Below are 22259 nucleotides of genomic sequence, written 5' to 3' on the forward strand. Positions count from 1 at the left end.
GACAGGTCCGTGTCAGCGCCGTGTGCGCGGCTTGCCAGCGCCTCCGTCCACTGTGTGCTTGAGCGACACAGGAGGAGGCGTCATGTCGCACGCGATCCAGGCCGAGGGCCTGGTCAAGCATTTCGGGGAGACGAAGGCGCTGGACGGGGTGGACCTCGAGGTCCCGTTCGGCAAGGTGGTCGGGGTGCTCGGGCCGAACGGCGCGGGCAAGACAACCGCGGTCCGCATCCTGGCGACCCTGCTGAGACCCGACGCGGGGCGGGCCACGGTCGGGGGTTACGACGTGGTCCGCGACCCGGTCCGGGTGCGCGGGCTGATCGGGCTCACCGGGCAGTACGCGTCGGTGGACGAGGACCTGAGCGGCACCGAGAACCTGGTGCTGATCGGGAAGCTGCTCAACCTGTCCCGGGCTGACGCGCGGGCGCGGGCGGCCGAACTGCTGGAGCGGTTCGAGCTGACCGACGCGGCCAAGCGGCCGATCCGGACGTATTCCGGCGGCATGCGGCGCAGGCTCGACCTGGCGGCGAGCCTCGTCGGCCGCCCCGCCGTGCTGTATCTGGACGAGCCGACCACCGGACTCGACCCGCACGCACGCAACGAGGTGTGGGCGGTCGTCCGCAGCCTCGTCGCCGACGGCGCGACGGTGCTGCTCACCACGCAGTACCTGGAGGAGGCCGACCAGCTGGCCGACCGGATCACCGTGTTCGACCACGGCCACGTGGTCGCCGACGGCCGCGCCGACGAGCTGAAGCGGCGGGTCGGCGGGCAGACGCTGCAGGTGCGGCCGACGTCGCTGAGCGACCTCGACGAGGTCGACCGCATCCTGGCCGAGCTCACCGGAGCCCGCCCGGTCCGCGACGACGCGACCGGACTGCTGACCGCGCCGGTCTCCGACCCGGTCCTGCTGTCCACGCTGGTGCGCCGGCTCGACTCGGCGGGCATCACCTCCGACGAACTGGCGCTGCGGCTGCCCAGCCTCGACGAGGTGTTCCTCGCCCTGACCGGACACGCCGCCGAAGAACCGAAGCCCGAACGCGAACTCGAAGGGAGCCGGTCGTGACCACCGCGACCGCCGTGGCGGCCCCGCCCCGGCACATCAGCCCGGTCCAGGGCGCGAAGCACGCGTTTTCGCTTGCCTGGCGGGGAATCCTGAAGATCCGCAAGAACCCGGAACAGCTGGCCGACGTCACGCTGATGCCGATCATCTTCCTGCTGATGTTCACCTACCTGTTCGGCAACGCGCTGGGCGGTTCGATCGAGAACTACCTGCAGTCGTTCGTGCCCGGCCTGATCGTGATGAACGTGCTGCAGGCCTCGCTGACGGTCGGCACCCAGCTCAACACCGACATCACCAAGGGCGTCTTCGACCGCTTCCGCTCCATGCCGATCGCCCGCTCGGCACCGTTGGTGGGCGCGGTGCTGGCGGACCTCGTGCGGTACGTGGTGTGCCTGACGGTGCTGCTGACCGTGGCGACCGTGATGGGCTTCCGCGTGCAGACCGGTCCCGGGGAGTTCGTCCTCGCGATCCTGCTGGCGATCGCGTTCGGCCTGTGCTTCTGCTGGGGTTCGGTGTTCGTCGGGATGCTGATGAAGTCCCCCGGCGCGGCGCAGGGCGTGATGTTCGTCTTCATCATGCCGCTGACCTTCGGCAGCAACGTGTTCCTCCCGACGGCCACGATGCCGGGCTGGCTCAAGGCATGGGCGGACATCAGCCCGGTGAGCCTGATGTCCGACGTGATGCGCGGCCTGCTCAACGGCGGCGCCGCGTACGGCGGCTCCCTGCTGGGCGCGCTGGCGTGGATGGCCGGTGCGGTCGTGGTGTTCTTCCCGCTCGCGACGTGGGCCTACCGCAAGCGGGTCTGAGGGCGTCCCGCACGGGGGTGTGGACGCTGTGGGTGAGTGTCTGTGTCCGGGTTCCACAGCCGGGCACAGACACTCACTTTTTTGTGGCGAGCAGCCAGCGCAGTGCGGTCGGGGTGTGTCCGAGGTGCGCGCGCACCGTTCGGCACAGGTGGGCCTGATCGGCGAACCCGAGGTCGGCGGCGAGGGCGGCCAAGCTGGGTTCGCCTGCCTCCAGCCGGTCCAGCGCGCGGGCTACGCGCACGCGATTGCGGTACCGGGTCAGCGACACTCCCAGTTCGCGGGTGAAGGCCCGGCTGAGCCGGTAAGGCGAGACGCCCAGCAGGGCCGCCAGCGGGATCAGGCCGTCCGCCGCGGGATGATCGTCACCGATCGCGCGGCGGGCTTGAGCTGCCAGCGCACGGTCGCCTGCCCGGCCGCCGTCCGGAGCGACTGTGGCCACGACCTGCCGGACCACCACAGCCACCAGGCCGAGCAGTCCTTCGGTCGCCGCGTACTCGGGGTCTGCGGCGCGAGTGGCGGCGAGCAGCCGACGGTGGGCGAGGTCGAGTGTGCCGTCCACGTAGAGCGTTGAACGCTCCAGCAGCGGTGCGTCGCCGGCCAGGGTGCGCCAGAACGCGGGCGTCAGGGTGATCGAGGTGCATTTGTCACCGCCGGCGGGATGGGCGAAGTGCTCCTCCTCGCCGGGCATCCCGAGGTATCCGACGGTGCGGTCGAGGTCCGCGCAGACCCCGCGGACCCGGCGGCGGAACCCGCCGCGGCGCACGAGCACGAGCCGCACGTCCTCGCGCGGCCGCTCGGCCGACCAGCCGCGGTGATCGTCCCGGCAGTCCACCGTGCCGACGGCGAACTCCGGGCGAGTGGCGAGATCGACGAAGGAGAGCACGCCCGGAGGCTACGGCGAGGGTCTGACAATTCCGCAAAAATCTTCAAGACGCGAGCGGCGGGGACCGGGCAGGCTGGCACATCCATTGCCACCGCACGTAAAGGGAGCAGGAGACATGGCGTCCATCCGCGAAGAAGCGGTGATCGAGTCCAGCGCCGACGACGTGTGGGAGGTGATCGGCGACTTCGCCGCGGGTCCCCGGCGGATGGCGCCGGGGTTCGTGCTGGACAGCCGGGCCGAGGAGGACTGCCGGGTCGTCACCTTCGCCGACGGCACGGTCGTCCGGGAACGGCGGATCGGCGTTGACCACGACATCCGCCGGATCGTCTACGCGGTCGTCGGCGGCGACGTCCGGCCCGAACACGACAACGCCTCTATGCAGGTACTCGACGACGGCGAACAGCGGTGCCGCCTGGTGTGGATCCGCGACGTGCTGCCCGACGAACTGGCAGCGCCGATGAGCAAACCGATGTCGGCCGGTCTGGAAGTGATCAAGCGGACTCTCGATCACCTAGGCTCACCCGAGTGAAGCCCCCGCGAGATGGCCGGTCAGCCGCTCCCAGTTCCCGGAGCCAATGGCCGCCTTCTCTTCCTCGCTGAACGGTGCCTTCTCCAAAAACGACCGCGCGACGCCGCCGCTCGTGTCCAGGTAAGGAAATCCGCCCGGCCGGGTGCCGAAGGTGTACGGATAGTCGGTCGAATAGAGCATCCGCTCCGTCCCCACCACTTCCGCCGCCCAGCGCAGGTAGCGTTCGCTGACCGTTCCGCTGCCCGCGATCCAGAAGTTCTGGCGGAAGTAGTCGGCGAGCGGCTGCCGCAGCCCGGCCATTTCCCGCAGGAAGCCGACGTGGTCCAGGTAGAACAAGACCACCTCGCCCCAGTGTCCGGCGATCACCTGCAACTCGGGGTGCCGGTCGAAGACGCCGGAGAAGATCATCCGCAGGTACTGCACGCCCAGGTCGTAGTACCAGCCGAGCCCGGCGGTCGCCAATGCCGCGCCGACGCCGTTGGGCAGGCCCGAGTAGTACGCCTCTTGTACCGCCTGCACCGGCGCTTGGGGATGGAAGTGCAGCGGGACGCGGAGTCGTGCGGCGGTTCCGTAGAGGTCGTCGAATTCCGGGGCGTCGGCCAGTTTGTCGCCGGTTCGACCGTAAAGCATCGCGCCGCGGAAACCCAGGCTGACCGCGCGTTCCAGCTCCTCAGCGGCGGCTTCGGGCGAGGACGTCGGCAGCGTGGCGAAGGCCTGGAATCGCGTCGGATTGGCGGCGACGATCTCGGCGAGTGCGTCGTTGGCCTCCCGCGCGACGGGCACGGCGTCGGCGGCCGGAAGGTTTTGCACGCCGGGCGTCGACAGGGACAGCACTGCGACGTCGATGCCCTGGTCGTCCATGTCGGCGAGACGTCCCTCGCCGACGTCGTGGAGGCGTCGCGTGACCGGATGGTCGTCGGGATAGCCGTGCGGCTGGAGGCCCGCCTTCGCCCACGCGTCGCGCAGGACAGGCAGGACCACGTGTTCTTCCAGGGCGACGATGCGCATGACAGCTCCTCTGCGTTTCCGGTGATACCCAACGGAGCGTACCACCGGAAACATCAGTGGAAGCAAGTTTTAGTTATCGTCGATAACAGGCGAGCGCTCCGCACGGACCGCCTCGATCGCCTCCGCCCGGTCCAGCTGCGAGGTCTCGGCCACGAGCGCCTCGTATCGCTCCTCGCCCAGCTCCCTGGTCAGGTTCTCGATGAGCTCCCGGACCTCCGGGCTTCCCAGGTCGAACCGGCCGCGCACCACCGCGCTCAGCGCCAGCAGCCGGGCCGACGACTCCAGCCGCCCCTGCTGGTACCGGATCCGCGCCAGCAGTTCGACCATGGCAGCGAGGTCCGGCATGTCGAAGCGCCTCGCCGCCTGCTCGACCACGCCGAACACCGCTGGCTCCGCTTCGTCCGGGCGGCCTTCGGCGAGCAGCAAACCGGCCTCGATGGTGCCGAGCCATTCCGCCTCGAAACCCTCCGGAGTCGGCCAATCCGCGCGCGCCGCCTTCATTTCCCGGAACACCTCGCGCGCCTCGGCGACATTGCGCTCACGGATCAGCAACTCGGCACGGCCGAGCAAGACGATCAGGCGCAAGCCGTTGTTGACGCCGGCAGCCGCGTAGCGTTCGGCGGCTTCCATGTCCCGCCACGCGCCTTCCTGATCTCCGGAGCGCGAACGCTCCACCGCCAGCCGCCACCACTGCTGCACGATGTCGTCCCTTGACCGCAGCTCCATCACCAGCCGCAATCCCTCGGTGTACCCGGCGATCGCACCCTCGTGGTCGCCGGCCTGCGACCGCGCCGCGGCCCGGAACCCGTGCGTCATCCCGAGTCCCCAGCGGTCGCCGACCTCGGCGAAGCCCTGGTGGGCAAGCTCTCGCGCCCGGTCCGCGCTCCCGAGATCGCCGGTGTCGCCGAGGACGAAGCTCTCCGCCCAGTGCCCGGCGGCGCGGCTCCAGACGTCGTCCCGCGCGACGGCCCGGCGGATCTCGCGCAGCGCCAGGTCCCGCTCGCCGTTGAGGTACGCCACGATCGGCAACCCCACCCACAGCCACGGATTCCGGTCCGCGGCGCCGGTCCGCACGCATTCCTCGATCAGGTCGGGGACGTCCACCTTCTCTTGCGGCCCGGCCATGACCCGCATCAGCACCTGGATCAACCGCAGGCTCGCCGCCACGTCCGGCGGCAGCTCGCCGCTCAGTTCGAGCACCTCGTCCACGAACAGCGCGCCCCGCTCGTTCTGGCCGACGATGTTGAGATACCAGAACAATCCGAACAGCAGCCGGGCCGCCGCTGCCGCGGAATCGGACTCGATCGCCGCCCGCAGCGCGGCGTTGAAGTTATCGCTTTCGTGCTCGTACACGTCGATCGCCTGGAGCTGGTCCCGTCCGCGCAGCAACGGTTCGTTGCGGTCGGCCAATTCCGCGTAGTAGGCGACCATCGCCTCCCGCATCCGCTCCCGTTCGCCGGATTCGGCGAGCCGCTCGGTCGCGTAGGCGCGCAGGGTTTCCAGCAGGCGGTAGCGCATGCCCACCACGTCCACAATGGACTTCTCCACCAGCGAACCCAGGACGTACACGATGTCTTCCGCGGGCAGTGCCTCGTCCGCGCAGACGTTTTCCACCGCTTCCTCGGAAAAACTCGCCGCGAACACCGCGAGCCTGCGCGCGAGCCGGACCTCCGCGTCGCTCAGCAGATCCCAGCTCCACTCCACCACCGCGCGCAGCGTGCGCTGGCGCGGCAACGCCGTGCGGCTGCCGGAGGTGAGCAAGCGGAACCGGTCGTCGAGCCGTTCGGCGATCTGTTCGGCGGTCATCGACCGCAACCGCGCGGCGGCCAGTTCGAGCGCCAGCGGCATTCCGTCGAGCCGGCAGCAGATCTGCCGTACCGCGTCCACTGTGGACTCGTCGAGCCGGAACCCCGGCCGTACCGCCATCGCGCGGTCGAGGAACAGCCGGACGGAATCGAGCGTGCCGACGTCCGAGGGCGGCGCGGCCTCGTCCGGCACCGGCAGCGGACCGAGCGGGCACAACGCTTCCCCGGTGATCGCCAGCGGCTCGCGGCTCGTGGCGAGCACCCGCAACGCCGGCAGCCGGCGCAGCAAATTCTCGGCCAGCTCCGCGGCGGTGTCCACGAGGTGTTCGCAGTTGTCCAGCACCAGCAACGCTTCCGCGCCGCCGAGCGTCTCCACCGCGTGCTCGAACGGATCGACCTGCCGACGTCGCGCGTCGGTCTCCGTCGTCCGGATGTCGCGGACCTCCAACGCGTTGAGCAGCGCGGTCAGCACGTCTTCCGCGTCCCGCACACCGGCCAGCGGCACGAACCACACCAACCCGCGCGAGTGCGCCGGATGCCGCGAAGCCGCTTCCGTCGCGAGCCGGGTCTTGCCGGCGCCGCCTGGGCCGACGAGCGTGACCAGCCGGGATCCTTCGAGCAGCTCGGCCAGCAGCTTCAGCTCGTCGGTGCGGCCGATGAAGCTGGTCAGCCGCTGCGGCAACCGGTCGACCACCGCGGCGACCGGCGTGTACTCGCCGCGCAGCGCACGCAGATGCACTTCCTGCAGTTCCGCCGACGGGTCGACGCCCAGTTCGTCGGCCAGCGTCGTCCGGATCGCGGAATACGCGGCGAGCGCGTCGGCCTGCCGGCCGGCCGCGGAAAGCGCACGGATTCGCAGGCCGGCCAACCGTTCCCGCAGCGGATGCGCTTGCGCGGCGGCGGTGAGTTCCGCGAGCACGTCCGCGTGCCGTCCCAGTCGCAGCTCGGCTTCGAACCAGTCCTCGGCGGTCTCCGTGCGCCGCTCCTCCAGCAGCGTCGCGGGCGCGGCGGCGAACGGCGCGTCCAGCACGTCCGCGAGCGCCGGTCCTCGCCACAACGCGAGCGCGGCGGCGAGCGATTCGGCGGCGGTGCCGTCCCGGCCAGCGGCAAGTTCCCGGCGCCCCTCGGCGGACAACTGCTCGAACCGGTGAAGATCCACCGCTTCCGGCGGCACCGCGAGCCGGTAACCGCCGTTGACCGACTCCAGCTCGGCCCCCGCGGGCCGCAGCACGCGACGCAGCCGCGAGACCAGCGACTGGAGCGCATTGGCCGCGTCCGCAGGCGGTTCCGCGCCCCACAGACCGTCGATCAGCGCCTCGGCGGGAACCGCGCGGCCGGCGTCGAGCGCGAGCCGGGAAAGGAGCATGCGAAGGCGGGCTCCGCCGATGTCGATCGGCGTGCCGTCCTCCCCCTCCGCTCGCAGCGGGCCCAGCAGCGCGACGCGCATGAGGTCCACCTTTCCAGACAACGCCCTCGCCGTGTCGGGGCCCGACGTAAGTGTGGACTTTCGGGACAAACTGCGGCCAAAGCGGTTACTGCCCGGCTTCCCGGCGCTACGTTGCGGAGGATTCACCCGCAGACACAGGAGCGCCCATGAGAGCACTGCACCGCTGGCATCGCCCGGCAGTGACCGTCGCAGCCACCCTCACCGCATTGACGCTCGGCACTGGGATCGCGTCGGCCGGACCGGCCGGCTGGGACAAGCCCACGCCCGGTTCGGACGGCGCCGGGGACAGCTACTACCCGCAAGACGGCAACGGCGGGTACGAGGTCTCCGACTACGACCTCAGGGTCAACTACGCTCCCGACACCCACCAGCTCGCCGGCGTCCAGACGGTCCACGCGAAGGCGACCCAGTCGCTCAGCTCGTTCGACCTCGACCTGCGGGGCCTCACCGTCGACGCGGTCCGGGTCAACGGCATTCCCGCGAAGTTCACCCGCACCGGCGACCACGAACTGGTGATCACGCCGAGGCTGCCGCTGTGGAAGGGCCTTCCGTTCACCACGGAGGTCGCCTACCACGGCGTCCCGGTCGCGATCGACGACCCGAACCTCGGCAAGAACGGCTGGCAGTTCACCAAGTCCGGCGGCGCGTTCGCGGCGGGCGAGCCGAAGTCGGCCACCACCTGGTACCCGGTCAACGACACCCCGCGCGACAAGGCGAAGTTCCGGCTGTCGATCACCGTCCCGAACGAGTGGGGCGTGATCGCCAACGGCCGCGAGGTCGGCAAGTACCGGACGCGCGCGGGCACCACGCACGTCTGGGCGGAGGACACCCCGACCGCGCCGTACATGACCACGGTCGCGATCGACAAGTGGACCTTCAACCAGCGCAAGCGCGCGGACGGCACCCCGATCGTCAGCGCGTACGCGCCGGGCACCACCGACGCCACGAAGCAGGCCGACGCGCAGCTGCCCGAGGTCCTCGACTTCCTCGAATCGAAGTTCGGCAAGTACCCGGTGGACGCCGCGGGCGGCATCTACCTGACCGAGCCGATCGGGTTCTCCCTCGAGACGATGAGCAGGCCGATCTACTCCGGCCGCGCGGGCAACATCGGCACGATCGTGCACGAGAACGCGCACCAGTGGTGGGGCGACACGGTCGCCGTCGACCACTGGAAGGACGTCTGCCTCAACGAATGCTTCGCCTCCTACGCGACCTGGCTGTGGGCGCAGAAGAACGGCACCGACCTCGACGCCAGGTACCTCGACCAGGTCGCGTCGGCCAGCGATTCGTTCTGGGCGGGCAAGCTGTACGACATGGGCCCCGGCCACGAGTTCACCTACGTGTACTCCAAGGGCCCGGTCATGCTGCACGCGCTCAGCAAGTACATGGGACAGGACGCGTTCGACCAGGTGCTCAAGACCTGGAACCGCCTGCACCACGACGGAAACGCGAGCATGCAGGACTTCCAGAAGTACTGTGAGAAGGTGTCCGGCATGGACCTGCAGGGCTTCTTCGACGCGTGGATCTACGGCAACGGCAAGCCGTCCGACGAGTACCTCTACCCGGGCGACCTGAAGCCGGCCGCCAAGTGACGGTTCTGCTGACCGGGTTCGCGCCGTTCGCATGCGCGGCGACGAACCCTTCTTGGCAGGCTGCTTCGCTGGCAGCGACGCGGCGGACGGACACGGTGGCGGTAGAGCTGCCGTGCGAGTTCGACGCGTCGCTGCCGGCGCTGCGGGCCGCGATCCTGGCGCACCGGCCGAACCTGGTCGTGTGCGCCGGGCTCGCCGGCGGCCGCCAGCACGTCACGCCGGAACGGGTGGCGATCAACCTGATCGACGCCCGGATCCCGGACAACGCAGGCGCGCAACCGGTCGACGTCCCGGTGGTCGAGGGCGGGCCGTCCGCGTACTTCACCACGCTGCCGGTGAAAGCGGCGGTCGCGGCGATCGAGTCGGCGGGGCTGCCCGCGGCCGTGTCGTACACCGCCGGGACGTACGTGTGCAATCAAGTCTTCTACGGCCTGATGCACCTGATCGCGACGGAGTTTCCCGGACTGCGCGGCGGTTTCGTGCACGTGCCGGAGGAAGCGCGGATGCCGCTGGACTCGATCGCGCGAGCGCTCGAGATCGTGGCGGACACCGCGCTGACCGTGCACGAGGACGTGGCCACCTCGGCAGGCACCCTGTACTGAGTTCTATTCGCCAGGCTGGACGGTCTTCTCGAAGAACTGCACCAGGTCCTGTGGCCGGCGGCTGGTGTGCGACGGGCTGGTGTCCATCACCGTGCCGACCACCGGAATGCCGTCGGCCTGGTAGATCAGCAGCCCGAGCTTCGGCCCGACTCCCGCGACGTAGCGGCCGCTCAGCCCGGTGCGGGTGCGCCAGGTGTCGGTCTCGATGCGGCCTGCCATGTCCTTGCGCGCGCTCGGCTCGACCTGGGCGAGGGTGAGCCCTTCGTGGAACGCGACGGTGGTCTTGTCCGGGAAGCGGCACAGCGCGCTGCGTACCGCGCCTAGGGCTTTCGCCAGTTCCGGGTCGTCGGAGCAGGTGGCGCGGGTTTGGATAGTCGGACCGGCCAGGCGGCGGATGCACTTCGTGAGGCCGTTTTCGCCGGGGAGCGCTGGTTGTGAACCAGCGCAGGTGGTGGTGTTCGGCGGGACGACTGGCTGGTTGGCCGCGGGCTTGTCGTCGCCGCGGGTGGCGAGGACAGCGGTCACGATCCCGGCGACGACGAGCACGGTCAGGGCGATCGCGCCGATGATCAGCGGTTTGCGGGACTTCTTCTGATGCGGCTGTTGCCATCCCTGCGGGGGCGGCATGGGGGCTGGGGGCCGCTGGTTCAGTTGCTGAGCAGGCTGTTGCTGCATGGGCTGTTGCTGCACGGGCGGCCAAGATGCCGGTGCTGGCGCGGGCATGGCCGCTGCCGGACGCACATCCACGTGATGCAAGCCGAACGCGACCGCCGTCTCCGGCTGGTCCTCGGTCGTCGGCACCACGCCAAGCGTCGACCCGACCAGCGAAGCCAGCAACGGCATCCGGCTGGGCCCGCCGACGAGATACACGCCCCCGAGCCGATCCGGCGTAAGCCCGGCCCGGGCGATCGTCGCCGCGAGCATTTCCGCACTGCGCAACAGATTCGGCCGAACCAACGCTTCCAATTCGGCGCGGGTGACGAGAACGTCGCCGAACGGATCCGGCATCGGCACCTCGGTATGCGCGTGCCGGGAAAGACTTTCCTTGGCGTCGCGGACGTCTTGGAGCAACACCCGCCGCAACCGCCGGTCACTGGTCGTCTGCGGCCGAAGAAGCCGTTGCCACTGTGCCGGATCCGCGTGCGACACTGACCGTCCAATATGGACTAGCAAGGCTTGGTCGATGTCGAGACTGCCGAGATCCGGCAACCCGTCCTCCGCCAGAACCGCGGTACCCGCGCCGACGACCGCACAGTCGAACGTGCCCGCGCCGAGGTCGTACACCGCGATCGGCCCGCTAGGCGCACCCGTTTCGCGGAGAGTCGCGTAATGCGCCGCCGCCGCGACCGGCTCCGGCACCAACCGCGCCTGAACGAACCCGGCTTTCCCCGCGGCAGCCCGAAGCGTCTGCTGCCGCTGCGCACCCCAGCCTGCCGGATGCGACAACCGCACCTCGTCCGGAACCCCGGAGAGCTGCCGCTCGGCCTCCTCGCCCATCCGCCGCAACACGGCAGCGAACGCGTCGACGACCGGCACCGCCTGATCCCCGAGCAGCAGCTCACCGTCGTCGATCCGCCGCTTGGGATTAGGCTCGAACCGGCTGGGATCCAGCCGAGCCCGCCGCTCCGCGTCCTGCCCGACGACGAGCCGCCCGTCCTCCTCCGCGTACACCGCGGAAGACATGGTGACCGACCCGTCAACCTCAATAGCCCGCGGCCCGCGCCCGAAAGCCGCCAAGACGCCGACCGTGCTGGAAGTACCGAAGTCGATCGACAGGACGTCCACGCAGTTCCCCTCCCCAAAACCCCACCGCATCGTCTCATGGGCCCTGGTGACAGATATAACTGAAACCAAGTTGCCAACATAAGTGAAGCTGAGGCACACTTGAGTACGTCAACAGCCGTGAACCGGAGAGATCATGACACCGACCACCACCGCGCGAGAGTCATTGTTCGCGACCCCGCGCGCCCAGCAGGAGGCACACGCCGCCGCGGAACTGATCGCCGACGCGGGCGGCCAGGTCACGCTCGACGGTGTCGAACTGGGTGGCGAGATCCGCGAACTGCTGCGCCAGATCATCTCCATCGTCGCCGAGGGCGGAACCGTGACCGTCGGCGCGATGCCGGAGGTCATCACCACCACCGTGGCCGCGGAATTGCTCGGAATCTCCAGGACCACGCTGATGAAACACGTCCGCGCCGGCGACCTGCCAAGCACCCGAACCGGCAGCCACACCAAACTTCGCCGCGACGACGTTCTCGCCTTCCGCCGGGAACGACTGCGCAAACAACGAGACGCGTTGAACGACCTGCTCGCGATCGAAGACCAACTCGGCATCGAATAGTCAGAATCGAACAGGAGGGGCCGCCCCGCGAAAATTTCGCCCTCGTATCGTGGTGCGATGCCCACGCGCGTGCTTCCCGATGCCAATGTCCTGCACGCCAGAACGCTCCGAGACTGGCTGCTTCTGCTCAAGGACACGGGAAACGCAAGCATGTTCCACGTTTTCTACACCGAGGACATTCTCGCAGAGACCATCCCGAGCATCCGCAGGCGAAATTCCGGCCTCAGCGGAACCGAGATCACCAAAATCCGGGACGCGATCGCCGGAACGATGGACGGCCGGATCGACGACTACCCGTCTGGGCAGGACGCTGTCGCTCTGACCGATCCCTTCGATCGGCACATCCACGCAGCCGCCGTCGCCGGATCCTCGATTACGAGATCTACACCTCGAACGAATTCTTCGCGCGCATCGATGATTCGTCGCCGCGAGATCGCGTTCGATATTTAGTCGCGCCTACCCCGCGAAAACCTCCGCCGGAAAAGGCGTCTCCCGGTCCTCCAGCAACCGCCCGTAAAAGGCGTTCATCTCCACCGCCGCCGCAGCATGGCGAGCCACTACCTCAGCAACCGGCGAGGGCAACGAAAGCTCCCCGGCAGCCGTGCGGCGGACCGCGGTCAGGCGGCTCTCTCGGTCCCACGTCCCGCACACCTCGGTCACCAGCCAGTTCACCAGATACATCGACCCGTAAGCCCGGTCATGCCCCGCATTCAGCTCCGCGAACGCCATCTCCTCCGCGGTCAGATCGAACCGGCGCGCGAAGGACAAGCCGAAATCGGTCAGGACGAACCGCTCGCCGTCGGTCAGGAAGTTCTCGAAGTGGTTGTCGAAGTGCAGAACTCCCTGTGCACGAAGGAACGAGAGCGTCTCGGCGACCTGCCCGGCAAGGCGCTCGACCTGATCCAGATGGCCAGGCAGCCACCGATGCACATTGGTCGGGAAATACTCGCAGAACAAAACAACGCTCGACGACGCGTCCCGCAATTCCGTGAGCCGCCTGCGGACCGCCGCGGAACCGCCCCAGTACTCGACATCTTCTTCCAACGGACGGTCTGGCACCCGGCCCGATGGAACGGCTAGGATCCGCCAATGGTGCAGCAGTGGGAAGTTCTCGCACGCGCCACTGAGGACCCAGCCGTTCGCCATGGTGTGCAGCGCCAGCTCCCGCCACGCCGAGCCCTCCGGCGAGCCTAGGCCGTAATGGCAAAAGGCAGGCAGGCCATAGAGATTGGCCGTCGAATGCGGATACTGCCGCTCCAGTGCGGTGAGCGGAACCCGCTTCGCGAAGACTGGGACTCCGTCGACATCCAGCCGGGCACCGGTGCCGCCGATTCCTTCCGACAGCACCTCGGCGGATTCCAGCCGTTCGGTGAGCTGCCGGTCGCTCAGCAGCGAAAGACCGGTGCTCGCCGTGGCGTGCCGCGAGATTCTCGAAGAAGACCCCATAACCCGACAATAGAGAAAAGGGCGGCCCCCAAACCTGGGAGCCGCCCTTTTTCCTTGCTTAACTCACTCGTTCTCGGCTTCGCCGTTCTCGGCGGCGCCGATGCTCACCGGCGGAGCGTCGGGAACCGAGGACGGACGCTTCTCCCCGCGGAAGGTGAAGTGCGCCTCGTCGTCGCGGTCCTCCGGGTTGCCGCTCCAGCCCTCGACGTCGACCACGATGATCTGACCCGCTTCGACCTCGCCGAAGAGGATCTTCTCCGACAGCTGGTCCTCGATCTCGCGCTGGATCGTGCGGCGCAGCGGACGGGCGCCGAGCACCGGGTCGAAGCCGCGCTTGGCCAGCAGCGCCTTCGCCTTTTCGGTGAGCTCGATCTCCATGTCCTTGGCCTTGAGCTGCGTCTCGACCCGGCCGATCATCAGATCCACCATCTGGATGATCTGTTCCTGGTTGAGCTGGTGGAAGACGATGATGTCGTCGATCCGGTTCAGGAACTCCGGACGGAAATGCTTCTTCATTTCCTCGTTGACCTTCTGCTTCATCTTCTCGTAGCGGTTCGTCGAATCCGCTCCGGAGGAGAAGCCGAGGCTCACGGACTTCGAGATGTCCGAGGTGCCCAGGTTCGAGGTGAAGATCAGCACGGTGTTCTTGAAGTCGACCGTGCGGCCCTGACCGTCGGTGAGGCGGCCGTCTTCGAGCACCTGCAGGAGGGTGTTGTAGATCTCCTGGTGCGCCTTTTCGATCTCGTCGAAAAGCACCACCGAGAACGGCTTGCGCCGCACCTTCTCGGTCAGCTGCCCGCCCTCTTCGTAGCCGACGTAGCCCGGAGGGGCGCCGAACAGCCGCGAAGCGGTGTAGCGGTCGTGGAACTCGCCCATGTCGATCTGGATGAGCGCGTCGTCCTCGCCGAACAGGAAGGACGCCAGCGCCTTCGACAGCTCGGTCTTACCGACACCGGAGGGGCCGGCGAAGATGAACGAACCGGACGGGCGCTTCGGGTCCTTCAGACCCGCACGCGTACGGCGGATCGCCTGGGAGACGGCCTTGACCGCGTCCTCCTGGCCGATGATGCGCTTGTGGAGCTCGTCCTCCATGCGCAGCAGCCGGGTGGTCTCCTCCTCGGTGAGCTTGAACACCGGGATGCCGGTCCAGTTGGCCAGCACCTCCGCGATCTGCTCGTCGTCCACCTCGGCGACGACGTCGAGGTCGCCGTCCTTCCACTGCTTCTCCCGCTCGCCCTTCTGGCCGAGGAGCTGCTTCTCCTCGTCGCGAAGGCGCGCGGCCCGCTCGAAGTCCTGCGCGTCGATCGCGGACTCCTTGTCCCGGCGCACGTCGGCGATCTTCTCGTCGAACTCGCGCAGGTCCGGCGGAGCGGTCATCCGGCGGATGCGCATCCGGGCCCCGGCCTCGTCGATCAGGTCGATCGCCTTGTCCGGCAGGAACCGGTCGTTGATGTAGCGGTCGGCCAGCGTCGCGGCCGCGACCAGCGCCGAGTCGGTGATCGAGACGCGGTGGTGCGCCTCGTACCGGTCGCGCAGGCCCTTCAGGATCTCGATCGTGTGCTCGAGCGACGGCTCGCCCACCTGGATCGGCTGGAAGCGGCGCTCCAGCGCGGCGTCCTTCTCGATGTACTTGCGGTACTCCTCGAGCGTGGTCGCGCCGATCGTCTGCAGCTCGCCGCGGGCCAGCATCGGCTTCAGGATCGACGCCGCGTCGATCGCGCCCTCGGCGGCGCCCGCGCCGACGAGCGTGTGCAGCTCGTCGATGAACAGGATGATGTCGCCGCGGGTCTTGATCTCCTTGAGCACCTTCTTCAGGCGCTCTTCGAAGTCACCGCGGTACCGGGAACCGGCGACCAGCGAGCCCAGGTCGAGGGTGTAGAGCTGCTTGTCCTTGAGCGTCTCGGGCACCTCGCCCTTGACGATGCTCTGCGCGAGCCCCTCGACGACGGCGGTCTTGCCGACGCCGGGCTCGCCGATGAGCACCGGGTTGTTCTTGGTCCGGCGGGACAGCACCTGCATGACCCGCTCGATCTCCTTGCCGCGCCCGATGACCGGGTCGAGCTTGCCCTCGCGGGCGAGCACGGTCATGTTGCGGCCGAACTGGTCGAGCACCAGCGAGGAGGACGGGGTGCCCTCGCCGCGGCCGGAACCGCTCTCGGCGGACTTCTCGCCGGTCTGGTAGCCCGACAGGAGCTGCAGCACCTGCTGGCGGACCCGGTTGAGGTCCGCGCCCAGCTTCACGAGCACCTGGGCGGCGACGCCCTCGCCCTCGCGGATCAGGCCGAGCAGGATGTGCTCCGTGCCGATGTAGTTGTGGCCGAGCTGCAGCGCCTCGCGCAGCGACAGCTCCAGCACCTTCTTCGCCCGCGGCGTGAACGGGATGTGCCCGCTCGGCGCCTGCTGGCCCTGGCCGATGATCTCCTCGACCTGCTGGCGCACGCCCTCGAGGGCGATGCCCAGCGACTCCAGCGCCTTGGCGGCGACACCCTCACCCTCGTGGATCAGACCCAGGAGGATGTGCTCGGTGCCGATGTAGTTGTGGTTGAGCATCCGGGCCTCTTCTTGGGCCAGGACGACCACCCGCCTCGCGCGGTCGGTGAACCTCTCAAACATGCGCACTCCCTCGACTGCTGCGTCGGCGGCCCGTAACCTCCGCGGATCGCGTCCGCGGCGGACAGCACCGTGAGACCACTCTAGTAGCCAAGCGGTCGCGCTTGCGTACCACTACGGCTTCTGGCGGCCCGTTCGCACCCGGACGGCGACCCGGTCGGTCACCGCTGCTCATCCGGTTGCGCTGCACCTTTACTCCCTCTCGAACGTACGGGACCGGATCAGGATTCCGCCCCGGCGCCCCTGTCCGCTCAGCGCGAACACCCCCGCGCGTCCGGGTGGTCTCACCCCTTGGCCACCCGATTGGCGCAATGCCGCGCCGTATGTAAGGTTAGGCACACCTAATGCAAGCTGTGCCCAGAACAGGGGGTGGACCGGTGAACCCGCAGCGCTCTCGCGACGACGCCCGCGAGATCGGCGACGGTCTCGAGTCCTCCCTGCTGCGCACCAGCGCCCGGTACGAACTGCGCCGCGACGTCCCCGAGGGCTGGTTCCGCTGCGCTGACCTCCTGGAACAGCCCGAGCTGTTCGCCGAGTGGCGGTCCCGGCTGACCGACTGGCTCCTCGACCAGCACGGCGCGGCACCCGCGCGCACGGCGGCCAGCTACGTGATGTCTTGGTACCTGTACGTCCCCGCGTACGTGGGCGCGCTGCTGCTGCACCACGAGCGCCGGGTGCCGTCGCTGAAGCCGGAGCAGCTCGCGTTCGGCCTCGGTCCCGACCGGCCGCATCCCGAGGGCATGGCCGTGCTCAGCGACGCCTTCTACTGCCTGCCCACGGACCCGGGCAGTGTCCGCGCCGAGGCCACCGTCGTCCGCGACGAGCGCGCGCTTGCCGCGGTGCTGCGCGCGCAGTTCGTCGGCCACGCTGCCCGCTTCGTCCGCGCCTACGCTCCTGGCACCCGCCTCGGCCGCCGCATGCTCTGGGCAGCCGCCACAGACGCGCTGGACGGCGCGCTGTGGCGGGTTGGCCGGCAAGGCGGGACAGCCGAGGCCGAAGGCGCTGGCGTCGCGGATGCCGCATTGGTGCTCGACGCGCAGTACCGCCCGCTGACCTCGGCGTCCACCTTGCGAATGGCGGTCAACGACGACGGACACCGGGTTTGGGAGCGCCGCCGGGAGAGCTGTTGCTTCTCCTATCTCCTACCCGGCGAGGCGGAATGCGACAGCTGTCCGCGCACCTGCCCCCGATGATCTCCATCGAGTGAAATTTCAGGCGTAGGGGTCCCGGCCCGTCGCGCCGAGCGCCCGATGCAGCACCGGCGCGGTTTCCGGCACCGCGACTTCCGGGCCGAAGACGCCGCCCTTACGGGCCTCCTCGCCCATCCCCGCCGCGAACGCGAGGACAACCTCGGCAGTTTCGTCCGGACAGTTCAGCTCAGTGCCGCTCGCCCGCGTCAGGTCCCAGGCGTGGCAAACCAGCTCGCCGAGCACCATGTCTCCGACGACCGCGGCGGGCAACTCGGAGCCGCCGAACGTGATGGTGCCGGTCCACGCCTCTGCCGGGGCGAGCGCGGCGAGCACGTCGTCGGTCATCGCTTCCAACGCCTTCGGCCAGTCGTCGCCGACGAGGGACGCCTCGGCTTCGGTCGGCGCGGGCGGTTCGTAAGGCTCGTGCCGGATCGCGGCGGCGAGCCACGGGCCCCAGTAGAGAAGGTGGTTGAGGAGGCCGCGAACGTCGTAGTCGGCGCACGCGGTGGGCGCGGTCAGCGACGGGGCGGCCGCCGCGACGCGCCGCAGTTCGGCGGCGGCCGGGGCGAGCAGTCCGGAGTGATTCGACATGCTCCCGAGCCAACCACCCGGGCTCGGCGGCCGTCTTGAAATTACGCGACGCACTACTGTTTTCAGCCATGCGGCGGATCCCGAGCGGCATCCTGAACGAGCGGACGGCTCGCACCAAGTTCACGCTGACCCGGCATCCGCCCGCCCCGGAACTGCGCGAATTCGTGGAACACCACTGGATCCTGCGCTGGGACCTGACCGAACCCCACGACCAGCACGTGCTGCCGAATCTGTCAGTGCACGTGACGTTCTTTCCCGGCGCGTGCGGGGTTTACGGTCCGGCGCACCAGCTTTTCACGCACCGGCTCACCGGACGCGTGCACGGGATCGGGGCGAGGATCCGGCCCGGCTGCTTCCGCCCGTTCCTCGACGCCCCGGTGCGCACCCTCGCCGATCGCGCGGCGGACGTGGCCGAGGTCTTCGGGCCGGACGCCGCGCTCGCCGAAAAATCCATCCGGAATGCGCGGACCGACGCGGAAATGATCAATGCAATCGACAACTTGCTGATCGCACGCCGCCGTCCCATTCCGCGCGCGACCCGGGAGGCCGCCGACGCGGTGGAAACAATCGCCGCGGATCCCGGGATCACCAAGGTCGCGGAACTGGCGGCGGCACTCGGACTGTCCGTCCGGGCGGTGCAGCGGTTGTTCGCCGAGCACGTCGGAACAACGCCGAAGTGGGCGATCCGGATTTACCGCCTCAACGAAGCGGCTCGGTTGCTCGCCGCACCGATCCCGCCGGATTACGCAGATCTGGCGACTCGGCTGGGCTATAGCGACCAACCTCACTTCATCCGCGATTTCCGCACGGTGACCGGAGCGCCTCCCGCGGAGTACGCGCGCTCCGCTCGCCGGCTGATGTCGGGCGCGCCGGACGGCGCAAAGCCGGGAAACTAATACGGAACGCCAAACGGCCGCCGGGAATGTTCCCGACGGCCGTTTGGCAGGCAGTCCGCGAAGGCGGTCTCCGGTTCGCTAACCGGAGGACCGCATCCGCGAGTTCCGGAAATGCCCGGTCAGTTCTTCTTGTGGTAAGCCTCGACGACCTCCGACGGGATGCGCCCGCGGTCGGAAACCTGGAAACCGTTCTTGCGGGCCCACGCGCGAATCGCCTGGTTCTGCTCGCGGTCGACCGCGGCCGGGCGGGCCGGGGACTTGCCGCCGGCGACCGGACGCAGCGGCGCGCGCTTGCGGCCGCCGGCGCGGCGCGCGTGCTCGACATACTGCGCCAGCGCGTCCCGCAGTTCCTCGGCGTTTTCGCTCGACAGGTCGATCTGGTAGCTCACACCGTCCAAACCGAACTCAACGGTCTCTTCCGCCTCACTGCCGTCGAGGTCGTCGACCAGAGAGACCAGCACCTTCTGTGCCATCTGATTCCTCCTGCGGGGCTTGCCCGAATGATCTGGCTACATGATCTGGTTTCGGGGCAAGCCCCGAGCTACAGAAGTCTTTGACACCCATATTAATACCCGCTTGCCCCGCCGTAGGCAAATCCGCATTGAGAAAATCCGACCGTGCGACGGGGCCGCGACCTATTCAGGGCGTACGAGCGGGAAGAGGATCGTCTCCCGGATACCGAGCCCGGTCAGTGCCATGAGCAGCCGGTCGATCCCCATTCCGACCCCGCCGCTCGGCGGCATTCCGTACTCGAGCGCGCGGAGGAAATCCTCGTCGAGACGCATGGCCTCGCTATCCCCGGCAGCGGCGAGCCGCGCCTGTTCGGTGAGCCGCTGCCGTTCCACGACCGGATCCACCAGCTCGGAGTATCCGGTGGCGAGTTCGAATCCGCGCACGTACAGGTCCCACTTCTCGGCCACGCCCGCGCGGGTGCGGTGCTGCCGGGTGAGCGGAGACGTCTCGAGCGGGAAATCCCGGACAAATGTGGGGGCGTGCAGTCCGTCGCCGACGAGATGTTCCCACAGTTCCTCAACGAGTTTGCCGTGCGCTAGCTTGGGATCCACCTCGATCTCGCGCGCCGCGGCGATCTTGTGCAGTGTTTCGGCGGGAGTATCCGGCGTCACTTCCTCGCCGAGCGCTTCCGAGAGCGACTCGTACATGCCGAGTGTCGTCCATTCGCCGGAAAGGTCGTACTCGGTTCCGTCGGCGAGAGTGACGACCTGGGTGCCGAGCACGTTCTCCGCGGCCTCCTGGATGAGTTCGCGCGTCATCACGGCATTCGTGTCGTAAGTGGCGTACGCCTCGTAGTACTCCAGCATCGCGAACTCCGGCGAGTGCGAGGAGTCGCTGCCCTCGTTGCGGAAGTTCCGGTTGATCTCGAAAACCTTCTCGATCCCGCCGACCACACAGCGCTTGAGGTACAGCTCCGGCGCGATGCGCAGGAACAGATCGAGGTCGAAGGCATTGGAATGCGTGACGAACGGCCGGGCCGCGGCTCCGCCGTGCAGCGTCTGCAGCATCGGCGTCTCGACCTCGGTGAATCCCCGGCGGTGGAACGACTCGCGCAGCGAACGCATCACGCCGGAGCGCGTGCGCACCACGTCGCGCGCCTTCGGCCGCATAATCAGATCGACATAACGCTGCCGGATTCGCGTTTCCTCGGCCAGCTCCTTGAACGCCACCGGCAGCGGGCGCAGCGACTTCGCCGCGATCTGCCAGCTGTCGGCCAGCACGGAAAGCTCGCCGCGCTTCGAGGTGATCACCTCGCCGTGCACGAATACGTGGTCGCCGAGATCGACAGTGGACTTCCACGAGGCGAGCGACTCGGCGCCGACCTGCGCGAGACTCAGCATCGCCTGCAGTTCCGTGCCGTCGCCCTCACGAAGAGTGGCGAAACACAGTTTGCCCGTATTGCGGAGAAACATGACGCGACCGGTGACGCCGACCGACTGACCGGTGCTGGTGTCGGCTTCGAGACCGGAATGTTCGGCACGGATCTGCGCGAGAGTGTGCGTACGCGGAACCTCTACCGGGTAAGGATCGGCGCCCTCCGCGATTATCCGGTCGCGCTTGTCCCGGCGCACCCGCATCTGTTCGGGCAGGTCGTCATCGGGCAGTGCGTCGGACGCGGGGAATTCGGTCATGGCCATAGCGTACGAAGCCGCTGGTGAACCGCGTCAACCGGATTCCCCTACCGGGGCACTCACGGTATTAGGGTGGTTACTCGTGAGCGATCCCGGCACTGATGCGGAACTGCACGCCCGGCGGGCTTCTTCGTTCGGCGACCAGGCAGGCGCGTACGCCCGGCACCGGCCGGGCTATCCCCCGGCCGCACTCGAATGGGGGATGTCCGGAGCAAACCGACCGGTACGCGAGGTGCTGGACCTCGCCGCGGGCACCGGAAAACTCACCGCGGGACTGGCCGGCCTCGGCCGCTCGGTGACCGCGGTGGAGCCCGATCCGGACATGCTCGCCGAACTGTCCCGGCGACTGCCGGACGTTCCCGCGCTGCTCGGCAAGGCCGAGGACATTCCGCTGCCGGACGCGTCGGCGGACGCGGTGTTCATCGGACAGGCCCTGCACTGGTTCGATTTGACGCCGGCGTTCGCGCAGATCCGCCGGGTGCTGCGGCCGGGAGGGGCCGTCGTGGCGCTGTGGAATCACGACGACGAATCAGTGCCGTGGGTGCTCGAATTCGCCCGGATCATCCGCACGGGCACCAGCCGCTACCTCGCCGACGCGGAGCAAACGCTGCGCGCGGACGGCTTCGGCCCGTTCGAACAGGAGCGGTTCGCCCACCAGCACCGCCGCTCGATCGATTCGCTGCTGGCGACCGTGGCCACGCATTCGCATCTGCTCGTCGCTTCGGAGCCGGACCGCGACCGGACGCTCGCGCGAGCCAGGGAGTACCTGGAATCCGTTCCGGAGACGGGAACAGGCGAATTCGACTATCCACTGGTCACGACGGTTATGCGGGCTCGCCGGGGCTGAGCGGCGACCGAAATCACCACCTCGTCGCGGCTCCGCAGTGCTAATTTCGGAAGCGGCGGTGCTCCCGCCCCGGACGAGCGCGTCGTACCCGGTGACGACAAGACGGCGCAGTGAACGCATCCGTCACTGCGAAAGGTTCTCGATCATGGCCTGGCTCATTCTCGTTGTTTCCGGATTTCTCGAAACCGTGTGGGCCGCGGCGCTCGGCACCTCGAAAGGCTTCAGCAGGCTCTGGCCGAGCGTGTTGTTCGGCGGCGCGCTGCTGCTCAGCATGTCCGGCCTCGCGTATTCCTTGCGCGAAATTCCGCTCGGCACCGGATACGCGGTGTGGGTCGGCATCGGCGCGGTGGGAACCGCGGTGTACGGGATCGTCGCGATGAACGATCCGCTCACCGTCGGCCGGATCACCTGTCTCGTGCTGATTGTCGCCGGGGTCGTCGGGCTGAAACTGTTCCACTGAGC

The 22259-nt window shown here is 68.5% G+C and carries 20 protein-coding genes and 1 riboswitch; of the genes, 11 read left to right on the forward strand and 9 right to left on the reverse strand.

From position 1 onward, the window contains the following. The first annotated feature begins 82 nt into the window (after window positions 1-82). Window positions 83-1060 (forward strand): daunorubicin resistance protein DrrA family ABC transporter ATP-binding protein, encoded by a 978-nt coding sequence (locus EIZ45_RS04435; RefSeq protein ID WP_037809320.1) that lies wholly within the window; start codon window positions 83-85, stop codon window positions 1058-1060. Next, window positions 1057-1863, forward strand: a complete 807-nt coding sequence (locus EIZ45_RS04440; RefSeq protein WP_037808218.1) for an ABC transporter permease — start codon at window positions 1057-1059, stop codon at window positions 1861-1863. Before EIZ45_RS04435 ends, EIZ45_RS04440 begins: the two co-directional genes overlap by 4 nt. Window positions 1864-1936: 73 nt before the next feature. Here the strand turns inward: EIZ45_RS04440 and EIZ45_RS04445 are convergent, their stop codons facing one another. Next, complete coding sequence (locus tag EIZ45_RS04445) at window positions 1937-2746, reverse strand: helix-turn-helix domain-containing protein (RefSeq protein WP_134661980.1); 810 nt, start codon at window positions 2744-2746, stop codon at window positions 1937-1939. A 115-nt stretch (window positions 2747-2861) separates the two neighbouring features. Between EIZ45_RS04445 and EIZ45_RS04450 the strand changes: the two genes are divergently transcribed. Continuing rightward, window positions 2862-3275: an SRPBCC family protein gene (locus EIZ45_RS04450; RefSeq protein WP_134661981.1), complete on the forward strand. Its 414-nt coding sequence runs from the start codon at window positions 2862-2864 to the stop codon at window positions 3273-3275. On the opposite strand, the gene EIZ45_RS04455 is transcribed toward EIZ45_RS04450, so the two are convergent. Beyond that, window positions 3264-4283, reverse strand: coding sequence for an amidohydrolase family protein (locus EIZ45_RS04455; RefSeq protein ID WP_134661982.1), 1020 nt, complete (start codon window positions 4281-4283; stop codon window positions 3264-3266). The genes EIZ45_RS04450 and EIZ45_RS04455 overlap by 12 nt on opposite strands. Before the next feature lie 69 nt (window positions 4284-4352). Beyond that, complete coding sequence (locus EIZ45_RS04460) at window positions 4353-7535, reverse strand: BTAD domain-containing putative transcriptional regulator (protein WP_134661983.1); 3183 nt, start codon at window positions 7533-7535, stop codon at window positions 4353-4355. Between the two features lie 146 nt (window positions 7536-7681). On the opposite strand from EIZ45_RS04460, the gene EIZ45_RS04465 reads away from it, so the two are divergent. Further along, window positions 7682-9127 (forward strand): M1 family metallopeptidase, encoded by a 1446-nt coding sequence (locus tag EIZ45_RS04465; RefSeq protein ID WP_134661984.1) that lies wholly within the window; start codon window positions 7682-7684, stop codon window positions 9125-9127. After that, the gene (pcp, locus tag EIZ45_RS04470) at window positions 9124-9729 is read left to right on the forward strand and encodes a pyroglutamyl-peptidase I (protein ID WP_134661985.1); all 606 of its coding nucleotides are present in this window, start codon (window positions 9124-9126) and stop codon (window positions 9727-9729) included. The genes EIZ45_RS04465 and pcp overlap by 4 nt, the downstream gene beginning before the upstream one ends. 3 nt (window positions 9730-9732) lie before the next feature. Here pcp and EIZ45_RS04475 read toward each other — a convergent pair whose 3' ends face one another. Next, window positions 9733-11514: an Hsp70 family protein gene (locus EIZ45_RS04475; RefSeq protein ID WP_134661986.1), complete on the reverse strand. Its 1782-nt coding sequence runs from the start codon at window positions 11512-11514 to the stop codon at window positions 9733-9735. Window positions 11515-11647: 133 nt separating this feature from the next. Here EIZ45_RS04475 and EIZ45_RS04480 point away from each other — a divergent pair, with 133 nt between their 5' ends. Beyond that, entirely contained in the window at window positions 11648-12073 is a 426-nt protein-coding gene (locus EIZ45_RS04480) for a helix-turn-helix domain-containing protein (protein WP_037808236.1), read from the forward strand. Window positions 12074-12130: 57 nt separating this feature from the next. Beyond that, window positions 12131-12523 carry a hypothetical protein gene (locus EIZ45_RS04485; protein ID WP_134661987.1) on the forward strand — a complete coding sequence of 131 codons (393 nt, stop codon included), beginning with the start codon at window positions 12131-12133 and terminating at the stop codon, window positions 12521-12523. 6 nt (window positions 12524-12529) lie between these two features. Here the strand turns inward: EIZ45_RS04485 and EIZ45_RS04490 are convergent, their stop codons facing one another. Together EIZ45_RS04490 and EIZ45_RS04495 are read right to left on the reverse strand one after the other, a co-directional pair. After that, window positions 12530-13519 carry a hypothetical protein gene (locus tag EIZ45_RS04490; RefSeq protein ID WP_134661988.1) on the reverse strand — a complete coding sequence of 330 codons (990 nt, stop codon included), beginning with the start codon at window positions 13517-13519 and terminating at the stop codon, window positions 12530-12532. A gap of 63 nt (window positions 13520-13582) precedes the next feature. Then, window positions 13583-16132, reverse strand: coding sequence for an ATP-dependent Clp protease ATP-binding subunit (locus EIZ45_RS04495; RefSeq protein ID WP_037808241.1), 2550 nt, complete (start codon window positions 16130-16132; stop codon window positions 13583-13585). 374 nt (window positions 16133-16506) lie between these two features. Between EIZ45_RS04495 and EIZ45_RS04500 the strand changes: the two genes are divergently transcribed. Further along, entirely contained in the window at window positions 16507-17322 is an 816-nt protein-coding gene (locus EIZ45_RS04500) for a (2Fe-2S)-binding protein (protein WP_134661989.1), read from the forward strand. 18 nt (window positions 17323-17340) lie between these two features. Here EIZ45_RS04500 and EIZ45_RS04505 read toward each other — a convergent pair whose 3' ends face one another. Next, on the reverse strand, window positions 17341-17910 hold the full coding sequence (locus tag EIZ45_RS04505; RefSeq protein WP_134661990.1) for a TIGR03086 family metal-binding protein: 570 nt from the start codon (window positions 17908-17910) through the stop codon (window positions 17341-17343). Between the two features lie 68 nt (window positions 17911-17978). Between EIZ45_RS04505 and EIZ45_RS04510 the strand changes: the two genes are divergently transcribed. Further along, window positions 17979-18806 carry an AraC family transcriptional regulator gene (locus tag EIZ45_RS04510; protein WP_134661991.1) on the forward strand — a complete coding sequence of 276 codons (828 nt, stop codon included), beginning with the start codon at window positions 17979-17981 and terminating at the stop codon, window positions 18804-18806. Window positions 18807-18925: 119 nt separating this feature from the next. Here EIZ45_RS04510 and EIZ45_RS04515 read toward each other — a convergent pair whose 3' ends face one another. Together EIZ45_RS04515 and lysS are read right to left on the reverse strand one after the other, a co-directional pair. Then, entirely contained in the window at window positions 18926-19279 is a 354-nt protein-coding gene (locus tag EIZ45_RS04515; RefSeq protein ID WP_037354752.1) for an Lsr2 family protein, read from the reverse strand. A gap of 162 nt (window positions 19280-19441) precedes the next feature. Further along, a complete protein-coding gene (gene lysS / locus EIZ45_RS04520) occupies window positions 19442-20950 on the reverse strand; it encodes a lysine--tRNA ligase (protein ID WP_043827339.1) in 1509 nt (502 codons plus the stop codon). Window positions 20951-21032: 82 nt separating this feature from the next. On the opposite strand from lysS, the gene EIZ45_RS04525 reads away from it, so the two are divergent. Continuing rightward, window positions 21033-21797, forward strand: a complete 765-nt coding sequence (locus EIZ45_RS04525) for a class I SAM-dependent methyltransferase (protein WP_240690553.1) — start codon at window positions 21033-21035, stop codon at window positions 21795-21797. 49 nt (window positions 21798-21846) lie between these two features. Beyond that, window positions 21847-21909, forward strand: a riboswitch (guanidine-III (ykkC-III) riboswitch). A 33-nt stretch (window positions 21910-21942) separates the two neighbouring features. Continuing rightward, window positions 21943-22257, forward strand: coding sequence for a multidrug efflux SMR transporter (locus EIZ45_RS04530; protein WP_043827147.1), 315 nt, complete (start codon window positions 21943-21945; stop codon window positions 22255-22257). Window positions 22258-22259: the final 2 nt, after the last annotated feature.

This window comes from Amycolatopsis sp. CFH S0740 (assembly GCF_004522315.1).
GTDB classification, from domain to species: domain Bacteria; phylum Actinomycetota; class Actinomycetes; order Mycobacteriales; family Pseudonocardiaceae; genus Amycolatopsis; species Amycolatopsis nivea.